The 20,093-nt window shown below is 46.7% G+C and carries 18 protein-coding genes; 12 read left to right on the top strand and 6 right to left on the bottom strand.

Annotated features, from left to right (window positions below):
• Window positions 1–777, top strand: coding sequence for an IS21-like element helper ATPase IstB (gene istB / locus BLU30_RS03530; protein ID WP_090243539.1), 777 nt, complete (start codon window positions 1–3; stop codon window positions 775–777).
• Between the two features lie 72 nt (window positions 778–849).
• Here istB and BLU30_RS03525 read toward each other — a convergent pair whose 3' ends face one another.
• The 4 genes from BLU30_RS03525 to BLU30_RS03510 form a co-directional block, all read right to left on the bottom strand.
• The gene (locus BLU30_RS03525; protein WP_090243537.1) at window positions 850–2,760 is read right to left on the bottom strand and encodes a UvrD-helicase domain-containing protein; all 1,911 of its coding nucleotides are present in this window, start codon (window positions 2,758–2,760) and stop codon (window positions 850–852) included.
• Entirely contained in the window at window positions 2,748–4,994 is a 2,247-nt protein-coding gene (locus tag BLU30_RS03520) for an AAA family ATPase (protein WP_090243535.1), read from the bottom strand. Before BLU30_RS03520 ends, BLU30_RS03525 begins: the two co-directional genes overlap by 13 nt.
• 31 nt (window positions 4,995–5,025) lie before the next feature.
• On the bottom strand, window positions 5,026–6,711 hold the full coding sequence (rlmD, locus tag BLU30_RS03515) for a 23S rRNA (uracil(1939)-C(5))-methyltransferase RlmD (RefSeq protein WP_340148118.1): 1,686 nt from the start codon (window positions 6,709–6,711) through the stop codon (window positions 5,026–5,028).
• Between the two features lie 170 nt (window positions 6,712–6,881).
• The gene (locus BLU30_RS03510) at window positions 6,882–8,087 is read right to left on the bottom strand and encodes a metallophosphoesterase (RefSeq protein ID WP_090243533.1); all 1,206 of its coding nucleotides are present in this window, start codon (window positions 8,085–8,087) and stop codon (window positions 6,882–6,884) included.
• A gap of 597 nt (window positions 8,088–8,684) precedes the next feature.
• Here BLU30_RS03510 and BLU30_RS03505 point away from each other — a divergent pair.
• From BLU30_RS03505 to BLU30_RS03490, 4 genes are all read left to right on the top strand, one after another.
• Complete coding sequence (locus BLU30_RS03505; RefSeq protein ID WP_090243531.1) at window positions 8,685–9,065, top strand: BMC domain-containing protein; 381 nt, start codon at window positions 8,685–8,687, stop codon at window positions 9,063–9,065.
• Window positions 9,066–9,093: 28 nt separating this feature from the next.
• The gene (locus BLU30_RS03500; protein ID WP_090243529.1) at window positions 9,094–9,669 is read left to right on the top strand and encodes a EutP/PduV family microcompartment system protein; all 576 of its coding nucleotides are present in this window, start codon (window positions 9,094–9,096) and stop codon (window positions 9,667–9,669) included.
• A 163-nt stretch (window positions 9,670–9,832) separates the two neighbouring features.
• Window positions 9,833–10,171: a PadR family transcriptional regulator gene (locus BLU30_RS03495; protein ID WP_090243527.1), complete on the top strand. Its 339-nt coding sequence runs from the start codon at window positions 9,833–9,835 to the stop codon at window positions 10,169–10,171.
• Between the two features lie 4 nt (window positions 10,172–10,175).
• Window positions 10,176–11,192: a permease prefix domain 1-containing protein gene (locus BLU30_RS03490; RefSeq protein WP_143024196.1), complete on the top strand. Its 1,017-nt coding sequence runs from the start codon at window positions 10,176–10,178 to the stop codon at window positions 11,190–11,192.
• A gap of 61 nt (window positions 11,193–11,253) precedes the next feature.
• Here BLU30_RS03490 and BLU30_RS03485 read toward each other — a convergent pair whose 3' ends face one another.
• Complete coding sequence (locus BLU30_RS03485; RefSeq protein ID WP_090243523.1) at window positions 11,254–11,424, bottom strand: DUF362 domain-containing protein; 171 nt, start codon at window positions 11,422–11,424, stop codon at window positions 11,254–11,256.
• A 164-nt stretch (window positions 11,425–11,588) separates the two neighbouring features.
• Here BLU30_RS03485 and BLU30_RS03480 point away from each other — a divergent pair, with 164 nt between their 5' ends.
• The 6 genes from BLU30_RS03480 (at window position 11,589) to hydG (ending at window position 18,021) form a co-directional block, all read left to right on the top strand.
• Window positions 11,589–12,263, top strand: a complete 675-nt coding sequence (locus tag BLU30_RS03480; protein ID WP_090243521.1) for a response regulator transcription factor — start codon at window positions 11,589–11,591, stop codon at window positions 12,261–12,263.
• 4 nt (window positions 12,264–12,267) lie between these two features.
• Complete coding sequence (locus BLU30_RS03475) at window positions 12,268–13,266, top strand: sensor histidine kinase (RefSeq protein ID WP_090243518.1); 999 nt, start codon at window positions 12,268–12,270, stop codon at window positions 13,264–13,266.
• A 99-nt stretch (window positions 13,267–13,365) separates the two neighbouring features.
• Window positions 13,366–13,803 (top strand): MarR family transcriptional regulator, encoded by a 438-nt coding sequence (locus BLU30_RS03470; protein ID WP_090243517.1) that lies wholly within the window; start codon window positions 13,366–13,368, stop codon window positions 13,801–13,803.
• Window positions 13,804–15,198: an MATE family efflux transporter gene (locus BLU30_RS03465; RefSeq protein ID WP_090243515.1), complete on the top strand. Its 1,395-nt coding sequence runs from the start codon at window positions 13,804–13,806 to the stop codon at window positions 15,196–15,198.
• 331 nt (window positions 15,199–15,529) lie between these two features.
• On the top strand, window positions 15,530–16,567 hold the full coding sequence (hydE, locus tag BLU30_RS03460; RefSeq protein WP_090243513.1) for a [FeFe] hydrogenase H-cluster radical SAM maturase HydE: 1,038 nt from the start codon (window positions 15,530–15,532) through the stop codon (window positions 16,565–16,567).
• 29 nt (window positions 16,568–16,596) lie between these two features.
• Window positions 16,597–18,021, top strand: coding sequence for a [FeFe] hydrogenase H-cluster radical SAM maturase HydG (hydG, locus tag BLU30_RS03455; RefSeq protein ID WP_090243511.1), 1,425 nt, complete (start codon window positions 16,597–16,599; stop codon window positions 18,019–18,021).
• Between the two features lie 164 nt (window positions 18,022–18,185).
• Here hydG and BLU30_RS14705 read toward each other — a convergent pair whose 3' ends face one another.
• Entirely contained in the window at window positions 18,186–18,266 is an 81-nt protein-coding gene (locus BLU30_RS14705; protein ID WP_422717890.1) for a putative holin-like toxin, read from the bottom strand.
• Between the two features lie 100 nt (window positions 18,267–18,366).
• On the opposite strand from BLU30_RS14705, the gene hydF reads away from it, so the two are divergent.
• Window positions 18,367–19,557, top strand: a complete 1,191-nt coding sequence (hydF, locus tag BLU30_RS03450; protein WP_090243509.1) for a [FeFe] hydrogenase H-cluster maturation GTPase HydF — start codon at window positions 18,367–18,369, stop codon at window positions 19,555–19,557.
• Window positions 19,558–20,093 lie beyond the last annotated feature (536 nt).

The raw sequence follows: 20,093 nt of genomic DNA, 5'->3' as shown, positions 1-20,093 counted from the left end.
ATGACCAACCAAAGTACGATTGATAAGTTAATAGAAATGCGACTGACAGCTATGTCAGATGCATTCCTCCACCAGCGGAATGATTTCAAGATGAAAGAAATCTCTTTTGAAGATCGATTTGGAATGCTGGTAGACATCGAATACAGCAACCGAAAAAGCAACAGTCTGAAAAGACTGATCAGGAATGCCGGATTCGATCAGCCTGAGGCGTACATTGAAGATATCAACTACACTTCAGGTCGCAAGCTTAATCGAGACCTCATCAGAAGGCTTGCAACCTGCGAATATATCACTGAACACCGTAATCTCTTTATTACAGGTGCTACAGGCAGTGGAAAGACCTACATGGCCTGTGCATTTGGTATGGAAGCATGCAAACAACGATATAAGACCAAATATGTCAGGCTCCCGGATCTTCTGCTCGATTTGGAGATGTCCAGAAACGAAGGTACTTATAAAAAGATTCTAGCTAAGTATGCCAACCCGATTCTGCTCATCATTGATGAATGGCTCCTTCTGAAGCCAACGGAATCCGAAAAGCAGGATATCCTTGAACTGCTTCACAGACGTCGCCGTAAATCATCTACCATCTTTTGCTCACAGTATGATCAAAGTGGATGGTATGACCAGTTAGGCGGTGATGATAGCCCTCTGGCGGAAGCTATCCTGGATAGGATCAAACATGATGCTTATAAAATCAATATTATTCCCACAGATCCTACGAACTACAGGTCCATGAGGGAAGTATATGGACTGGATCAGTCCTTAAGCGAGTAAACTCGCATGTAACATGACACAGATGATTTCCTGTTCCGGACTACTGATTTCCTGTCCTCCGGAACAGCGATTTCATCGCACCGTAATAATCACGTCAAATCCTATTGCTTTCATTCTTTCTATAAATTCATCTCTAAATGAAGCTATTTTATTCTCATCTATTACAATAACTAAATTTTCTTTTGCACGAGAGCAGCCCACATAAAATAATTTATATGCCCATAAAGTCCCCCGAATTTTTGTTGATTTAAAGCACTCTTTTGCATTAGTTGAATTAGGATTACTTAAATACTTATCATAATATTTTTGTTGGCAAAACGAAAAATATTTATTATCCTTATACCTATTTTTTATATACTGAGCGTACTTTAAATACTCACCCTCATGAACACTATAGGTTTTAGCTGGTTTTAAATGCGTTAAATCAATTGATTTTATTTCAGATACATAATCATAATAGAAATTTTGAAAATCCGTCAGATTAACATCCTCAACACATAGCAAGCGAAAAAACTCATACATATAAACAATTGGATTTCGAGTTGAATCTTCAGCAATAAAACAAACATTATTATGACCTTCTCCTTTTACTCCATGCTGTGTAGAAACACTAGGAGCACCTAAATATGCATATAGTGCATGCAATTGAGACAACGAAACTTTCAACACTTCTTCATATTCTATAGCTTCCAGCAATGGGCGAAAAACATCCTTATTGCAATATTCATTATCAATTAAAAATTCACAAAATTCTTGTATGGTCATCGTTGAAGACTCATATATTTCCTCTAACCATTGAACTTTATCTGAGAAAATAATTTTATCATTATGAAATTCAATATTAGTAAATTCGCTGTTAAATATTTGCTTTTTTTCTCTGGCAAATTGAATGCTTTTACCATATGCAGCCATACTTACCATTTTGATAAAATCACAAATACAAAACAATATCCGAAATAATTTGTCTGGATTATCATTTGTCGTATCCGTCAACGCATCAACAGGCGTATATTGTGAAGGAAATTTATATGCTTTCATATCTGATAATGCCCTAAATAAATCGCCTGCTCCAATCTTTTCAAAGCGTTCTCGATTAAAAAGATATAACTGCATATAATCTTTAAATTGTTCAACAAAAGATTCCGAAAAAACATTTGTTATCATGACCGTAGGATTAACCTTCCCACAAGAATTGTTAGGTTGCTGGTAAAATTTCTCGTCATTATATAAGTTGTTGAGTATTCCCACAATATTTGAAGAACAGCGATAATTAATACTCAAATCCTCATTTTGGTTAAACTCACTAAGTATAGAATTAAAAGAACCATCATAATTATTGTATATCTCTTGCATTTTGTCTCCAAGCAAGTATAAGTTACTGCTTGTATTCAGCACTGATTGATAAAAAATATATAACACATCTGCAGATGTATCTTGATATTCATCAATAAAAATATATGCATATTTATTAGATAAACGTTTTTTTAACATCGCAAATTTTTCAAACATCTTGCGGCAGAAAAACAATATATCATCATGAGAAAGCCCTCCATAATAATAGCTACTATAGGCCTGCTCATTATAAAAAATTTTATGTACATTATTTTTAATAGTTTCAAAATCTAGTTTTCCAAACTTATCAATATATCTTACATTTTTGGAGTCTTTTTCACCATTATCAATCTGTGACTTTATCTTATTTTCAAATACCTGAATATATAAATCAATCACCTCAGGTTTTGAAAGATAAAGACCAACGAATTTGGAAAGAAACGAATGAATGGTATCTATTGTCACATTTTTACTATCAATTCTAGTATTCAATTCATCCTTTGCTCTATTTGTGTAAGTAATGCTCAGTATTCTACGATTAGGATATTGGGCGAGCAGATTAACAATCGAATTTTCAATGTATGTCGTTTTTCCACTACCTGCTGGTGCGTTAACCAAAAACATATTATTTATTTTCTTTACATCAGCCACATCAATCCCTCCCGTATATAATTTGGCAAAGCTTTTAAATGTAATTCCGATAAAATTATCGAATACATAAAATCTGTTTTATTGTTTTTATTCTCATTTAAAATATCTCTCACCGTTATATTCTTTTTTCTAGTTGGAATATATAATTTAATTTTATTATTCAGTATCTGCTTTTTCCACCAATCTACACTATTTATACTCTCTACTGTAATTCCTAGAAGTTTGCATAGCATGGCCTCTTCTAATGTACGAGTATATGCATCCCTCTCGCCTTGTGATACAACTTTAATCATTTCATCATCCGTATCTTTAATCCATAAATCAATATCTGTAACAGTAGGTTTTACTTTTATAATAGAATAATCAGGTTTTTTTATTTTAGGGCATGGTCTCTTTCGCAAATCTTCCTGTATTAAAGATATCTTTTCAATCTCCGCCTTTTCATAAAGACAATCTTTTCGATGTTGTCTACATTTATGTTCACAATACGATAAGATATCCCTCTTTAATATACTTAGAGTAACATAATCTTTATAATACTGAATCAAGCCTGCATTTGTAATTCCATCATCATATTTTATTTCATTGATTGATGTAAGTTTTTTGCAATAGTCAATATCTGTAATTATCAGCGTCCTTATTTTCAGGAAATGCACCAACTTTCTATACCAATGAGCATATGCACCACCAACTTGTACAAAAGAAATATATTGATTAGACAACCCTTCAAATTCTTTTGTTGACAGAAGTTTTTCAATATATAGTTTCTCCGTATCTCCTTCATACATAATTACTTTATTAGCAAATATTAAATCTGAATAATTTATAGAAAATAAAAATGAAAAAAACTGTCTTTCTTCTTCTGTATCTAGATTCTGTTTGAATAAATTCATGTCATAAACAGAACTTTTTAAAAGCTTATCAATCCTTATTACCCTAATATTTCTTAAATCGGAACACTTAATTATCTCACTAGAATGTGTTGTAATCATCCCCTGTACACGGTTATTATCCTCATTTAATAATATTTCATTTATAAATTCAATTAACATTCTTTCCATCTGAGGATGCATATGAGCTTCCGGTTCTTCAATAACAAAGATATCTACTACATCGGACTGATATTGTTGAACGAATGCTTCTACTTTTAAGCACATATATATCAGATTGCTTATCCCTAATCCCTGAGAAAACTCTTTAAGTTTAGTCCCATTTTCAAATTCAAAAAACGTCTGTAATGAAGATGATAAAAAGTCCAAGAGCAATTCATCAGAAATATCTGTTTGTAACGAAAATTCTCCTTTGTTATACTCAAAATATTTTTCAATATTCTCCAAAGCATTTTGTGCTTTTATTAAAGAATGTTCTTTAACTTTCTCATTAAGTTTTTGTTTCCTTAGACCACCTTTAATATCTTTAATTATTTGTTTCTTAAATTCTTCCCAATCCCTACTTCTTTTAAAATGACTAAGTAGTTCTTTACTTATCGAAAAATAATTGTCTGTTTTTTCGTCATTTAATAGACGCGTTGCATTTAAATAATTATAATTGAAAAGGGATTGAAATTCTCTTATCCCAATCGGTTCTATATTTTCATAATTTATATCGGCAAAATATACTCTATTTTCTAATGCCTCACTAAATATTTCTATCAAAAATTCTTCATACTCCACTTTTAATTCTGTTAACTTTACGCTGGTTTCCTTGGTTTTTCTATTTGATTTTAGTTCTTGTATTTCATGTTTTTTATCAAATAAATTTGTAGCATTCAAGCCAAGACATTTATTTAATTCGGCTATATTAATTTCATAGTTAAACAAAAAGAAAAAACCTGTACATGTGTCATTTAATTCCATTAAATAATCGGAAAATAAAGAAATACTTTCACTCTTGTCATACTGAACTTCTATCTTAATTTTAATAGCCGTCCACTTATTTTTATTCTCTATAGAAAATTCTTTCTTAATATTTTCTCTGAACTCTGTTTCATTTGCGGTAATATTATAAATTTTATCTATACTACATATAAAGTCATGCTGTAACTTTGAGAAATATTCCGCCGAAATATCCTCTTTTGAAAATTTTTTATCTTTAAAAATCCTTTTAAACAATTCAATAATCGACGTTTTTCCACTATTATTTGCACCCGCTAAAATTGTCAATTCCTCGTCAAAATTAATAACTGCATTCTGAAACTGTCTATAATTTATAATTGCCATCTTCTTAAGTTTCATCTCAACCCCTCCATATCAAAATTGAAGCTATTTAAATAACTTCAAAATACTTCAAAGCATCTTTTATTGCTTCTACCTTCTCTGGTGTCGGGTGCTTTCTCTCGTGTTTTAATTCCTCCACGGCGTTCGGTGCATCATACATTTGTAATCCCAATGACCGCTTTACCTCTGCTATGTAAGAAGTGTGTACCTTGAAGCCGTATTTTTCTTCAATATACTCCTTTATCATTTTGTAGGTCACTCGTTCCTTTGGCTTATAGGCTTCTGCCTTTTTCGCTATTTCTCCAAGTGGAACTTTGTCCTCACCCTCGCCAAACTCGACTTTTACGTTGATTACGCTGTCTGGCTTTTTGTGGGAAAGAAGTACCACCGTCTCCACATGCACCGTCCCCGGAAACATATCCACACATCGCACCTTTTCCACCTGATACCCGGCCTGCACGAAGAAGGGCAGATCCCGGGCCAGGGAGCTGGCTTTACAAGAAACATAAACAAAGGTGTCTGGGGCGAAGTCGATGATTTTAAAGATGGCCTTGGGGTGGATGCCATCCCGGGGCGGATCCAGGATGATGACATCGGGGCGGTCAATGAGCTCGGCCACCTTCTCCATAACATCCCCGGCGATGAAGGTGCAGTTGGTGAGACCATTACGCTTGGCATTGGCTTCTGCGGCGGTTACGGCTTCCTCCACCAGCTCGATGCCCACAACTTTTTTAGCAACGGGTGCCATGATTTGGGCGATGGTGCCAGTGCCGCAGTAGAGGTCGTAGAGAACCTCTGACGGAGTATCCCCAACGAAATCCCGCACCACGCTGTAGAGCTGCTCGGCCCCAAGGGTGTTAGTCTGGAAAAAGGAGAAGGTGGAAATTTCAAAATCCAGCCCCAGAATCCGGTCATGGAGGATATCCTGACCGTAGAGGACTTTCATATCATCAGCCTTGACCACGTCGGCCAGGCCATCATTGAGGGTGTGGAGGATGCCGACGATGGTCCCGGATAGGGGCAACCCCAGCAAAAGCGATGTGAAGGCCCCGGCATCCAGCTCGCCCTGGCTGGTGGTGACGAGGTTAATGAGGATTTCCCCGGTGGCTTTGCCCTTGCGCACGACGAGGTGGCGCAGGAAGCCTTCGTGGCGTCGCTTATGGAAGTAGGTGGTACTTCCCTCGGCGAACCACCCGACCACGGCGGTTTGGATGCTGCCAAAGTCGCCATCGACAATGGTGCAGTGGGGTGTGGGCAGGATGTTGTAGAAGCTCCCCTTTTCATGGAGGCCCAGGAGCAGGGGGCCATCCGGGGCATCATCCCCGAAGGAGTATTCCATTTTATTGCGGTAGCCGCAGACCTCGGGGCTGGGGACGATGGGTAGGGCATCGTAGCCGGTGATGCCAGCATCGGCCAGCAGGCCCATGACATAATCGTTCTTCATGGTCAGCTGATTTTCATAGGGCAGGTTCTGGAGGGAACATCCGCCGCAGCGCCCAAAGTGGGGGCAAGCCGGTACAATTTCCTCCGGAGCCTTTTGCAGGACCTCCAGAATCCGGCCTTCAATCTTTTTACTCCGTTTTTTCGTCACCATGATGCGAACCTTTTGGCCGGGAATGCCATCCTTGACCCAGCATTTGCGCATGTCGTCGCCGACAGGGACCAGGCCCCAAGCCTTACCAGGAAACACGGCCCCCTGGATTTCCATTTCGAAGTGATCACCTTTTTTCATCATATTATCTCTGCTTTCCATTGGGATTTTTATCCATTATTGTTTTAATGATGCCATTGTAACATAAAACCGTGTGAAGGGCGGTAGTGGAAGAGCCAGACAAGATAAAAAACGGCCTGGATTCTAAGAATCCAGGCCGCTGCTGATAAAAATCGGTATGAGCCCTCCCCATCTCAGAGCTGTTTGGTAATGGTCTGCAAAGAACCATCCGCCTGATAGCTGTATAGCGCCACGGTATCTGTATCCTCGGAAGTGATGACGGCAAAGATACAGGTGGCATCGGGATCATCCAGGTTATGATCGATCCAGGTTCCGGAATTGACATAGGTTTTTCCCATATCTGTTTTGCAATATCCCGGAGTATGCGTATGGCCGAACACGACCACTTCAACCTGTTCATCTGGATTTTCTAAGTACTCTTCCACAGCTTTTTGGGTATAGTAGGATGAATCAAGGGTTCCGGAAGCGGCTTCAATAAAGCTGTTCGGTCGCTTCACATCATTTAATTTCTGACGCTCGTCCCAGGTGCGCTGGATGTTTTTAAAGAGAACCGGCGCAGAAATGGTTCCATCCTCCTGCTGAGCCGGATAAAAATCCAGATAGGAATAGGCATCATCAAAGCCGGCGATGTGCATATCAAAGACTTTATCCTGTAAATCCACCTTAGGGGTACAACGTTCCGATACGCCTTTTAAAATGGAATAGTAGAGATAGGCACCGTATTGATCCACATCCGAAGGATCCGGGACCTGGGTAATGACCGGAAGATCCTTTTCAACCTTGGGATAGCCTTCCAGATAGGCAGTGGCACCATAGCGGGCATAGAAATAGCCCATGGGCAAGACGGTTTCATCATTCCCGCAGAGTTCCCGATTGGTCAGGGTATCCGGTGCACTGAAGGCATCGTACCGGTGGCCGTGCTCAATGACGATTTCCTTTCGCTTGCCCGTATAATATCGGCCTAAGCCCTGCTTTTCATGGATTTGCACGATGCCGGGCAACAGCTCATCCAAAAGTTCTGGCTTCATGGTTAAATCGTGGTTCCCTGCGACATAGACCACCGTCATGTCACTTTGAATGAGGTGGTTGAGGGCATCTATCACAGCCTGATTATTCGCCGCAGCATCACGATAGAACTGGTCTTCATCGGTATAGCTGGGGTAATCAACCGGAAGGAACCACGCATCCAGGAAATCACCAGCGATGACGAGTTCTTTGACATCGTCGGTTTTTTCCAACCGCTGCAGGAATTCAATGAGGAGGGCACGATTCTTTTGGGTTTCTGTATAACGATCATCCACACCTAAGTGCAGATCACTGATGACGACGGTTTTATCCCGCTGAGGATTTGCATCCCACATCGATTGATGGTTTATCATAGGATTCTCCTTTGCTTTTTTCGTTTCATCCTTAGAACGATGGTCTAACACACTCACGAAATCAAATTTAAATCAATGAGGGCAAATCGAAAAAAGCTACCAAAAGGATGAACCTTGGTAGCCTGGAAATGATGACAGTATTTGGAAATGCAGGCCGGAAACGGTGAAGCGTGCGGCGCGTAATTCGGGGGATACGTCGTGCTTCTAAAGGCATAGCGCTTATGAACCAAAGCATCGTCGTATTTCGCCGTTTTCTCCTAACCCGTATTTCATAATTCCAATCACGGTCACTGCTCCGCCCATCGTTCAGATGTATAAATCGCTACGGCGTCAACATTACCAATACGATGGTTCTTTGGAATCTATACAAATATTAGCACTAATTTTTAATGATTTCAATAGAGTCACCGTTACAATTCTGTCCTAAACGGCTACTATTTTGTTTTTTTTGACAAAGTACAAAAATTGTCATAAACCGTAAAGGAAACGCAAGATTTTGCTGTCAGCACCCCATAAATTCCATGGCATCACCTTCCTTTTTCGTGATATAGTCAATATAGAGGTTTTTTCTCTTCTGGAGATGAAGGAGGCGTTCCTATGGACATGAACAATATTTTAGGCTCGAATGAGGGCAAATTACGGATTATCCAGGAAACCGTGCCTGGTAAACAGGTTACCCTGGCCCATATCATCGCTGGTCCTGCGGCCATCGTATATCAGAAACTGGGGCTAAATCCCGCCATTGATTATTCCCAGGCGGCCATTGGCATCTTAAGCATGACACCACCGGAAATCGCGGTAATTGCTGGTGATATGGCCACCAAAACCGCAGCCATCGACATTGGATTTATTGACCGTTTCAGCGGCACCCTTATTTTTACTGGCCGGATTTCTGATGTTAACTCTGCCGTTAAGGCAATTCTGAATTATTTAAAAACAACCCTCGGGTTTACGGTGTGCGATATTACTAAAACCTGATTTTTTTACATTCTAAGAAGGCAGACCTATGAAGAAAATGGTACTCATCGGCCGCAGCGAATGCGGTAAAACGACCCTGAAGCAGGCACTGAAGGGCAAGAAGATTCAATACGAAAAAACCCAATATATCAATTACTTTGATGTCATTATCGATACTCCTGGGGAATATGCTGAAAATGCCAGCTTGGCCCGGGCCTTGGCTCTTTATGCCTATGAATCGGATGTGGTGGCCCTGCTGATTTCTGCCACAGAGCCTTATTCCCTGTACCCACCCGCCATCGATGGGGTCAGTACCCGACCAATTATCGGCATCGTGACCCAGATTGATTCTCCCTATGCCAATACAGAGCAGGCCATTCGCTGGCTGGAGCTCACCGGGGCCAATCCTATTTTTCCCATTAGCTCTTATACAGGCGAAGGCCTCTGGGATTTACTCACCTACCTCCGGGAGCCCGGGGATGAATTTCCCTTTACCAGGGCAGAACTGGAAACCCCACGGGAGGTGCTGTCCACCAAGTATGAGCCGCCGGCAATTGGTGAAGCCATTGAGGATATTTCCGATGAATCCAGCTTTTTAGATATTAATGATCGTATGATTATTTAGGTGCGAACGCTATGAAGTCATCCATCCGTCAGGATTGGGATGGCTTTTTTTGTTTTTTCCACTATTTTTAAAAATTACTTGACCTGTCGTAGTAATCAGTTTATACTAAAATTACTCCGACAGACATAGTATATCCGTCGGGGTAATGTAGGAGGATGAGATTATGATCGGAAGCGATGTGATCCGCGGATATAACGATACAATCATCCTGTATCTGCTCTGCCAGGGCGACTCTTATGGTTACGCCATCTCAAAGGAAATCCGGACCCGGACAGCGGGTGCCTATGTCATTAAGGAGACGACGCTGTATTCTGCCTTCAATCGATTGGAAAAGAACGGCTATATCGAATCTTACCCCGGCGGGGAGACCCAGGGTAAACGCCGAACGTATTACCATATCACAGACGCGGGGCGGTACTATTACCAGGAGAAATGCGACGAATGGAGCATCACAAAGGATGTTGTGGAGAAATTTATCATGTATTCATCATGTGAGGTATGAAGAAGTGGAAACCTTATTAAACTATTTGGATAATTTGTTTGCAAGCCTGCCCGATACCGAGGATGTTCGGCGGGCCAAGGCAGACCTCCAGGATTCCATGGAGGAACGCTATAACGAGCTCAAGGCTGCTGGAAAAAGCGAAAACGAGGCCATTGGGACGGTGATTTCAGAGTTTGGCAATATCGATGAGCTGAAACAACTCTTTGCTCCAGAGCCGGAGCCAAAGCCAGAACCCGAATCTCCCTTCGAAGCTCAGAAGGAAAGACCTGACCCCCAACCGACTCCGGAAACACCACCCGAGGATGGACCCGTGGTGGATATTGCCATGGCGGATGAATACCTGGAAGTTTCCCGGAAGACGGATATGATGGTGGGCATGGGCGTCTTTTTATGCATCGTATCCCCAGCCCTTTTGATTTTGATGGCTACCCTGATGCCCACAGACATAGGGGGAATCCTGGGGCTGATTCCCCTCTTCATCGGCGTGGCCATCGGAGTGGCGCTATTCATCTTTGCCGATCATCTGAAGGAGCCCTATAAATATCTCAATTCGGCCTTTATACCGGACCCTGAGATGATTACCTGGGTGGTCGAAAAGAAGGCTGAGGAATCCGGTGGATTTACCCTTGGCCTGACCAGCGGCATCTGTCTATGTGTCCTCAGTCCCTTGGCGGTCATACTGCCATCCGTCACAGAAAATGATCTGCTGATGGAACTGGGCGTGGTCCTTCTTCTACTGCTGGTTGCGGCAGGGGTCTTCCTCATCATCGTTTTTGGCAGTCAACGGGGCCATTACGGCAAACTAATCCAGGATGCCGATTATTACGACTGTGTCGCTGCTCCAACACCAAAGGTCCAGGAAACTGCCCGGGAGAAATCCTTTAAAGGGATGTACTGGCCCATCGTCACGGTACTTTACCTGGGTTCCAGCTTTCTGAGCGGGAACTGGGGGAGCAGCTGGATCATCTGGCCACTGGCGGCCATTTTATACAAAGCCATTCGAAATATGTTTTTTAAATAGCGATAAAAAAAGCCGTACACCCCATGGGCATACGGCTTTTTTTATCATATTTCGGTTTTGATTAGTCGTCTAAAACGATTGCATCAACCGGGCATTGATCAGCGCAAGCGCCGCATTCTGTACAGGTATCTTCATCGATTTCGTAGATGGAACCTTCAGAAATTGCTTCTACTGGGCACTGTTCTGCACAGGAACCGCAAGCGATACATTCATCAGTAATTTTGTAAGCCATTGGAAACACTCCTTTCAGTAACGATTTGATTTTATTATATCCTATGTACTCAGTAAATCAAGAAATAATTTTATCTTTTTATACTTTTTAATATCAATGTAAAAGCGCAAGAATTTATCAGCTATGCTATAATGAAAGTATCCCATTTGATCTGAGGTAATGCTATGTATCGAATACTCGTTGTGGAGGATGACGACTCAATTGCCGCATCCATTGCCACCCATTTATCCAGCTGGGGTTACAGCACCCGCTGCGCCACCTGTTTTTCTGCTGTCTTAGAGGATTTTAAGGCTTGGGATCCCCATCTGGTACTGCTGGATATTACCCTGCCCTTTTTTAATGGCTACCATTGGTGCCAGGAGATTCGAAAGATCTCCCGTGTCCCTATTATTTTTCTATCCTCCACTTCCGACGATATGAATATCGTCATGGCGATGAACATGGGTGCTGATGATTTTATCACCAAGCCTTTTGAGCTAACGGTGCTGACAGCTAAAATCGCTGCCCTGCTGCGCCGCTCCTACGATTTCATTGGGGAGTCCTCAGATCGGCTGTCCGTTCAGGGAGCCGTGCTTTCCACCAAGGAGATTACCCTATCCTATCAGGATGCCCGGCTGGAGCTGACCAAAAATGAATATCGGATTCTCCAGGTCCTTATGGAACATCCGGGAGAGGTGATTTCCAGGGATCAACTCATGGAAAAGCTCTGGGAGACTGATCTTTATATTGACGATAATACCCTAACCGTCAATGTTACCCGACTGCGAAAACGCCTGGCCGAAATTGGTTTAACAAATTTTATTACCACAAAGCGCGGCCTGGGCTATCTGGTGGAATAGTGCCATGGTCACTGCTTATTTGAAAAGCCGGAAGCTGGCGGTCCTGTTCTTCCTGCTGCCCATCCTCCTTTTTTCCCTGCTCTTTTTCCTTTATGGTCTACCCATGGAGCCCCTGACCTATGGGCTAATCCTGTACGTCCTTGGTGCTCTGGCTCTGGCCGCCTGGGACGGTGTGCGCTTTTATCAGGCCCATCATCAGCTGATACAGGCCCAGGCCTCCATTAAAGACAGCCTGGATGCCCTGCCCTCCCCAAAGGGGCAAATCGCCCAGGATTACCAAGACCTTTTAGTCCAGCTGTCCCTGGAAAAAAGCCGGCAGATTTCCACCGCAGACCAGCAGCTGTCGGACATCCGCGATTATTATACCCTCTGGGCCCATCAGATTAAGACCCCCATCGCCGCCATGGATTTAGTGCTCCAGACCGCGGGGGACGCTGGAAATGCCGCCGCCATGGCCGAGCTGTCGGAACAGCTTTTCCGGGTGGCGCAGTATGTGGACATGGTCCTCCAGTTCATCCGCACCGAGGGCACCACCCGGGATTATGTGTTTACCCAGACGCCCCTGGATAATATCCTCCGCCAGACGGTGCGCAAGTTCGCCCGGTCCTTCATAAGACGGCGCATCACGCTGTCCTACGAACCCCTTGGGGCCACGGTGCTCACCGATGGCAAGTGGCTGGGGGTGGTGCTTGAGCAGCTGCTGTCCAACGCCTTAAAATACGTTTCCCCCGGTGGCCACATCACCATCGCCATGGCTACCCCCGGCATTCTGACCATCGCCGACGACGGCATGGGCATCGATCCGGCAGATCTGCCCCGGGTGTTCGAGCGGGGCTTTACCGGCTTTAACGGGCGGGAAGATAAAAAATCCACGGGCATCGGCTTGTATTTAAGCAAACGCATCATGGACCAGCTGGGCCACGGTATTCGCTTGGAATCCAGCCCCGGCATAGGCACCACTCTCTATCTGGATTTAAAGAAGGAACCAACCCTTTATGACTAAAATCCACCGGCTTTGCATTTTCATCTTGCAGAGCCGGTCTTTTTTTGCTAAACTAGTTTAAGTTAAAACAATTTATTTTAAAACTATTAGGAGGACCCCATGGATTCGACCACTGTTCTGTTACAGATTCGCAGCGTCACCAAGGCTTACGATCAAGCCTTTTCCGCCCTTCGTATGGAAACGGGCTTAGGTCAGCGCGAAATTGATATCCTCGCTTTTTTAAAAAATAATCCCCAGAAGGATACGGCCAGGGATATTGTGGAGCTGCGCATGCTCCCCAAGGCCAATATATCCCTGGGGGTGGAGGTCCTCATTAAGCAGGGCCTGCTCACCCGAAGATCTGACGCGGCGGACCGAAGGCGAATCCACCTGGCGTTAACCAAGCCCGGTCACACCCTGGCCCAGCGTATCGTCACTGTCCAGGGAGAGTATTGGTCCGCCCTGCTGACGGATTTCACCCCCCAGGAAAAAGAGGCCATACTGACCTTCGGACATCGGATTTCTGCCAATGCCATGCGTTGGATGGAGGACCATTAAATGCAAAAGAATCAATCATCAGATGCCAATGCCTTTTTAGGGACCGCCCCAGTGGGCGGACTGCTTTTCAAGCTGGCCTTGCCTGCGGTAGCGGCCCAGCTCATCAATATGCTGTACAATATCGTGGACCGTATCTACATCGGCCACATCCCCGAGGTAGGGGCTCTGGCCCTCACCGGCGTAGGGGTCTGCCTGCCCATCATCATGGTGATTTCAGCCTTTGCTGCCCTCATCAGCATGGGGGGTGCCCCCCGGGCCTCTATTTTTATGGGAAAGGGGGACGATGCCGAGGCCGAGCGCATTTTGGGCAACAGCTTCACTCTCCAGGTGCTGCTTTCCGTGGTGCTGACAGTCCTCTTACTTGTGTTTAACCGACCGCTTCTGCTTTCCTTTGGGGCCAGCGATAATACCATCGACTACGCAGTGCGTTATATGGGCATCTACGCTCTGGGCACCATCTTCGTCCAGCTGACTCTGGGGATGAATGCCTTCATTACCGCCCAGGGGTTTGCCAAAACCGGGATGCTCACGGTGCTCATCGGGGCCATCTTCAATATTATTTTAGACCCGATTTTTATCTTTGTCTTTGATATGGGAGTCCAGGGTGCGGCACTGGCTACCATTATCTCCCAGGCGGTTTCTGCCATCTGGTGCCTGTCTTTCCTCTGCGGTAAAAAAACGGTGCTCCACCTGCGCAAAAGTAATTTTGGGCTTTCTCCCAGGGTCATTCTTCCCTGTATGGCCCTGGGGCTGGCCCCCTTTATCATGCAGGCCAGCGAGAGCGTCATCCAAGTGTGCTTTAATGCCTCCCTCCTGCACTACGGCGGAGATGTGGCCGTGGGGGCCATGACTATTTTAACCAGCGTCATGCAGTTCGCCATGCTGCCCCTACAGGGGCTGGCCCAGGGCGCCCAGCCCATCTCCAGCTATAATTTTGGCGCTGGCAACGCCCCACGGGTTAAGCGGACCTTCTGGCTGCTGCTTTGGGCCAGCCTGGTATACGCCGCCATCCTGTGGCTTGCCATCCTGCTCTTCCCCCAGGTTTTTGCCAGTATCTTTACCGCCGATGCTCAGCTGATCGCCTTTACCACCTGGGCCCTGCGGATTTACGGCGCAGCCATGGTGCTCATGGGGGCACAGATTGCCTGCCAGATGACCTTTATCTCCCTGGGCAATGCCATCGCTTCCATCATCGTGGCCATTATGCGTAAGTTTATCCTGCTCATCCCCCTGATTTATATCCTGCCCCAATACATTGCCAACCAGACCCTGGCGGTGTACCTGGCTGAGCCAGTGGCCGATACCCTGGCCGTGGCCTTTACCGTGGTCCTTTTCACCTTCCAATTTAAAAAGGCACTCAGGGGAATGGCCGGGCCTCAGCCCGACACAGTGTAAGGGCCCACTTATAATTATATTTTTATCCTTGCCCCTGAAAGGAAAACGTGTTACACTAAACAATAGTGGTAACCTGGGAGGTACGTCCTAACAGGAAACCTTAAAAACAATGTGAACGGCTGACTGGTTTGGGTACGTCCCGAACAGGAAGGTGTTACGAGACTTTGTGTGTGTATTTGCATTGCACCATTTTAAGCGTACAATTTTTAAAAGCTGTTGCATTATGAAAAGTAGCGCGGTGTCGGTTATCGGCCACTGCTTTTCGTCAATGGAACCGCTTTTTTTATATCCTTTCTTTTTTCCTTCTGCCGTCCATCCGAAACGAGGCGATATGGACACCATTCTCAAAAAAATTAAAGAGGGGCATCCCCCGGGGCAACAGGAACTCTCTCTCCTCCTTTCCCAGGCAGATGATGCCCTGCAAAGCCGTCTGGGAAAGTGGGCACGGACCGTCTGCACAACCCATTATGGCAAAGCCATCTACATCCGTGGACTCATCGAATTTACCAATTATTGCAAAAACGACTGTACCTACTGCGGCATCCGCCGCAGCAATACCAAGGTAGACCGCTACCGGCTTAGCCAGGACGACATCCTAAACTGCTGTGCGGCGGGCCACGCCCTGGGCTTTCGGACCTTCGTCCTCCAGGGTGGTGAGGACGGCTACTATACTGATGCGCGCATGACTGACATCGTCGCCGCCATCCGGAAGGCCTATCCAGACTGCGCCATCACCCTCTCCCTGGGAGAGCGCAGCCCGGAGTCCTACGCCCGGCTGAAAGCAGCTGGAGCCGATCGCTACCTCCTACGACAAGAAACCAGTGTGGACCGGCTGTACCGACAGCTCCATCCCCCGGAAATGGATGGTGCCCGGCGCCTGGCCTGCCAGCACATCCTGGCAGATTTAGGCTATCAGCTGGGCATGGGCTTTATGGTGGGGGCCCCGGGGCAGACCGTGGACGATCTGGCTGCGGAAATCCTCTACACCACAGCCCACAAGCCACAGATGATCGGCATCGGTCCCTTCATCCCCCATGCCGATACGCCCTTTGCCGCCGAAACCGCCGGTACCCTTAAGCAGACCCTCCTCTGTCTGTCCATTCTGCGGCTACTCAATCCCACCGCCTTAATCCCTGCCACCACCGCTCTGGGCACCATCCACCCCACGGGGCGGGAGCAGGGTATCCTGGCCGGGGCCAATGTGGTCATGCCCAACCTCTCCCCCCTAAATGTCCGGAAGCAGTACAGCCTCTACGATAACAAAATCTGTACCGGGGACGAGGCGGCCGAGTGCCTGAACTGCCTGGGTAAACGCATGGAAAGCATTGACCGTCACATCACCATCGCCCGGGGCGATGCCCTTAATTGACAAAAATCACAATTGAAAGGAAACAAAAAATGTACCCATACAATGTTAAATCCCCCAAGGCCGAAGAATTCATCAACCATGAAGAAATCGAAGCCACCCTGGCCTATGCCCAGGCCAACAAAAGCAACCGTACCCTCATCGAGGGGCTGATTAAGCGGGCGGCGGACTGCAAGGGACTGAGCCATCGGGAAGCCGCCGTGCTGCTGGAATGCGACCAGCCAGACCTCAATGAACGGATGTTTTCCCTGGCTAAGAAAATCAAGCAGGACTTCTACGGCAACCGCATCGTCATGTTTGCCCCCCTCTACCTCTCCAATTACTGCATCAACAGCTGCGTGTACTGCCCCTATCACCGCCAGAACAAACATATCCGAAGGAAAAAGCTGACCCAGGAAGAAATCCGTCAAGAGGTCATCGCCCTTCAGGATATGGGCCACAAACGCCTGGCCCTGGAAACCGGGGAGGACCCGAAAAACAACCCCATCGAGTACGTCCTGGAATCCATCGAAACCATCTACAGCATTAAGCATAAGAACGGGGCCATTCGCCGGGTGAACGTCAATATCGCCGCCACTACCGTGGAAAACTACAAAAAATTAAAGGACGCTGGCATCGGCACCTACATCCTCTTCCAGGAAACCTACCATAAAGAAAACTATGAAGCCCTCCACCCCGCAGGACCCAAGCACGACTACGCCTATCACACCGAGGCCATGGATCGGGCTATGGATGGGGGTATCGATGACGTGGGCTGTGGTGTCCTCTTCGGCTTAAACCTCTACCGCTACGATTTCGTAGGCCTGCTCATGCATGCCGAGCATCTGGAAGCGGCCAAGGGCGTGGGACCCCACACCATCTCCGTTCCCCGGATCCGCCCGGCGGACGATATCGATCCTGACACCTTCAGCAACGCCATCTCCGATGACATCTTCCAGAAAATCGTCGCCGTCATCCGCATCGCCGTGCCCTACACCGGGATGATCATCAGCACCCGGGAATCCCAGGCCACCCGGGAAAAGGTCCTGGACCTTGGCGTTTCCCAAATCTCCGGCGCCTCCTCCACTGCCGTGGGAGGGTATGTGGAAAAAGAAAAGCCCGAGGACAACTCCGCCCAGTTTGATGTCAACGACAACCGCACCCTGGACGAGGTGGTGAACTGGCTGCTAACCCTCGGCTATATCCCCAGCTTCTGCACCGCCTGCTACCGGGAGGGCCGTACCGGCGACCGCTTCATGAGCTTAGTGAAAAACGGCCAGATTGCCAACTGCTGCCACCCCAACGCCCTCATGACCTTAAAGGAGTACCTCATGGATTACGCCAGCGCCGACACCCGGACCAAGGGTGAAGCCATGATTGCCGCTGAGCTATCCAACATCCCCAAGGACAAAGTCCGGAGCATCGCCGCCGAGCGCCTGGATATGATTGAAAACGGGATTCGGGACTTTCGGTTTTAATATAAGCGCCCAATAAAAAAGGAACCTTAATCGGGTTCCACATCCCTTGAAAAATCATATAAACGTGCTATAATATGGGTAGAGAGTGACCGCTTTAGGCGGTTGCCAGCAGTTGGATTTAGACTACCCTTTCGTCCAAGAGTCGGGTAGTCTTTTTTTCAGCCTTACTTTTTTACATAAGTAAGGAGCAGAACGACGAATGTACTAAACGCCAGCATTATAACAATACTTTCGTAAACACTCATTGCACCACCCCCTTTCATGATGAAAGCAGGCAACTACCCTCCACGGTCACTCATTTGCATTATAGCACGTTCCTTCACAAAAAGAAAGGAACATCATTCTATGAGCCTCAACAACACCCCCGCCGCCGAGCGGGTCCACATCGGTATCTTTGGCCGGCGCAATGCCGGGAAATCCAGCCTGATCAACGCCATCACCGGCCAGAATTTAGCCATTGTCTCAGATGTCCAGGGCACCACCACCGATCCGGTTTTTAAAACCATGGAGCTTCTGCCCCTGGGGCCTGTCATCATCATCGATACCCCGGGCTTAGACGACACCGGAGAATTAGGGGCTCTGCGGGTGGAAAAGGGCCGGCAAATCCTCAATAAAACCGATATCGCCGTGCTGGTAGTGGATGCTGTCATGGGCCTTTCCCCTGAGGATGTCTCCATCCTTACCCGTATCCAGGAAAAGAAGATTCCCTACGTTATCGTTCAAAATAAAAGCGATACTCTAAGGGGTGGTGCCCTTCCCCAAGGGGATGACACCCTGGCGGTTAGTGCCCTGACGGGAGAGGGAATCCATGCCCTAAAGGAGCGTATCGCCCATCTCCTCCCGGACGAAAAAAAGCAGGTCCCTTTAGTGGCGGACCTGCTATGTCCTGGGGATTTTGTTCTCCTGGTGATTCCCATTGATAAATCTGCCCCCAAGGGCCGTCTGATCCTGCCCCAGCAGCAGGTCATTCGGGATGCCCTGGAAGTTGGAGCCACAGCCATGATGGTCCGGGAATCGGAACTGTCCGATACCCTGGCCCAGATGGGTAAGGCTCCCAGGCTGGTGGTGACGGACAGCCAGGTTTTCAAAAGTGTCTCTGCCATGGTCCCCCCGGAAATCCCCCTAACCTCCTTCTCCATCCTCTTCGCCCGGTATAAGGGTGACCTGGCCACCTGCCTGGATGGCCTTCGCGGCCTTTCGGATTTACAGAATGGGGATACCATCTTAATCAGCGAGGGCTGTACCCATCACCGCCAATGTGAGGATATCGGCACGGTAAAGGTGCCAAGGTGGATTCGGGAATATACCGGGGCGGCCATTGATTTCAAATTTACCAGCGGTGTTGAATTCCCCGAGGATCTGTCTCCCTACAAGCTGGTGGTCCACTGCGGTGCCTGTACCCTGAATACCCGGGAGGTCCACCATCGCATGGCCGTAGCCCGGGCCCAGGGTATCCCCTTTACCAACTACGGCATTCTGATCTCCCATATCAACGGCATCGTCAAACGATGCGTCGCCCCCCTTGGCATGCTTTAGAAAAAACCGTGGCCCTTCGCCACGGTTTAGACTGTCGACAAACCCAGGGAAGGGAGCGGATAAAAATACGAGAACCCCGGTTGCCCCTGCGGGCTGGCATTATGGGCTTTCTATCAAATTAAGACAGTAAGCCTGCTATTAAACCCGATCAAAACCGAAGGTTTTGTGCACTGACGAACGAGAGGTCTCTCTTTGTTCGTCAGCGCCTTGCGGTGCTATCCAAATCTTTGATTTGGGATATAGCACCCATGCAACGCTTGTCCAAGAGCCAAAGGCGATTGGCAACAAGCGACTGCTGGGGTCCGGGGTGAATCTTTTTTATCCGCTCCCTGACCGCGCGACACCACGTTGTCTACGCCCTGAACCGTGGCCCTTCGCCACGGTTTTTTACGTTAATCCCTTTTGCGCCACCACGCTATGCAGCTTATTACCTTTAAAGTAATAAATCACGAACACCACCGAGCGGACGGCCCAGTCCAGGATCATGGCCAGCCAGGTTCCCCAGACCCCCAGGCCCATTCCCTGGGCAAAAACAT

This window comes from Eubacterium barkeri (assembly GCF_900107125.1).
Lineage (GTDB): Bacteria > Bacillota > Clostridia > Eubacteriales > Eubacteriaceae > Eubacterium_O > Eubacterium_O barkeri.
This window is presented reverse-complemented; position numbering and strand designations above follow the sequence as displayed.

Bases quoted from the DNA above. Each gene is read 5' to 3' on its own strand.
- istB (WP_090243539.1), top strand. From the start codon at position 1: ATGACCAACCAAAGTACGATTGATAAGTTAATAGAAATGCGACTGACA.
- BLU30_RS03520 (WP_090243535.1), bottom strand. From the start codon at position 4,994: ATGAAACTTAAGAAGATGGCAATTATAAATTATAGACAGTTTCAGAAT.
- rlmD (WP_340148118.1), bottom strand. From the start codon at position 6,711: ATGATGAAAAAAGGTGATCACTTCGAAATGGAAATCCAGGGGGCCGTG.
- BLU30_RS03510 (WP_090243533.1), bottom strand. From the start codon at position 8,087: ATGATAAACCATCAATCGATGTGGGATGCAAATCCTCAGCGGGATAAA.
- BLU30_RS03505 (WP_090243531.1), top strand. From the start codon at position 8,685: ATGGACATGAACAATATTTTAGGCTCGAATGAGGGCAAATTACGGATT.
- BLU30_RS03500 (WP_090243529.1), top strand. From the start codon at position 9,094: ATGAAGAAAATGGTACTCATCGGCCGCAGCGAATGCGGTAAAACGACC.
- BLU30_RS03495 (WP_090243527.1), top strand. From the start codon at position 9,833: ATGATCGGAAGCGATGTGATCCGCGGATATAACGATACAATCATCCTG.
- BLU30_RS03485 (WP_090243523.1), bottom strand. From the start codon at position 11,424: ATGGCTTACAAAATTACTGATGAATGTATCGCTTGCGGTTCCTGTGCA.
- BLU30_RS03480 (WP_090243521.1), top strand. From the start codon at position 11,589: ATGTATCGAATACTCGTTGTGGAGGATGACGACTCAATTGCCGCATCC.
- BLU30_RS03475 (WP_090243518.1), top strand. From the start codon at position 12,268: ATGGTCACTGCTTATTTGAAAAGCCGGAAGCTGGCGGTCCTGTTCTTC.
- BLU30_RS03470 (WP_090243517.1), top strand. From the start codon at position 13,366: ATGGATTCGACCACTGTTCTGTTACAGATTCGCAGCGTCACCAAGGCT.
- BLU30_RS03465 (WP_090243515.1), top strand. From the start codon at position 13,804: ATGCAAAAGAATCAATCATCAGATGCCAATGCCTTTTTAGGGACCGCC.
- hydE (WP_090243513.1), top strand. From the start codon at position 15,530: ATGGACACCATTCTCAAAAAAATTAAAGAGGGGCATCCCCCGGGGCAA.
- hydG (WP_090243511.1), top strand. From the start codon at position 16,597: ATGTACCCATACAATGTTAAATCCCCCAAGGCCGAAGAATTCATCAAC.
- BLU30_RS14705 (WP_422717890.1), bottom strand. From the start codon at position 18,266: ATGAGTGTTTACGAAAGTATTGTTATAATGCTGGCGTTTAGTACATTC.
- hydF (WP_090243509.1), top strand. From the start codon at position 18,367: ATGAGCCTCAACAACACCCCCGCCGCCGAGCGGGTCCACATCGGTATC.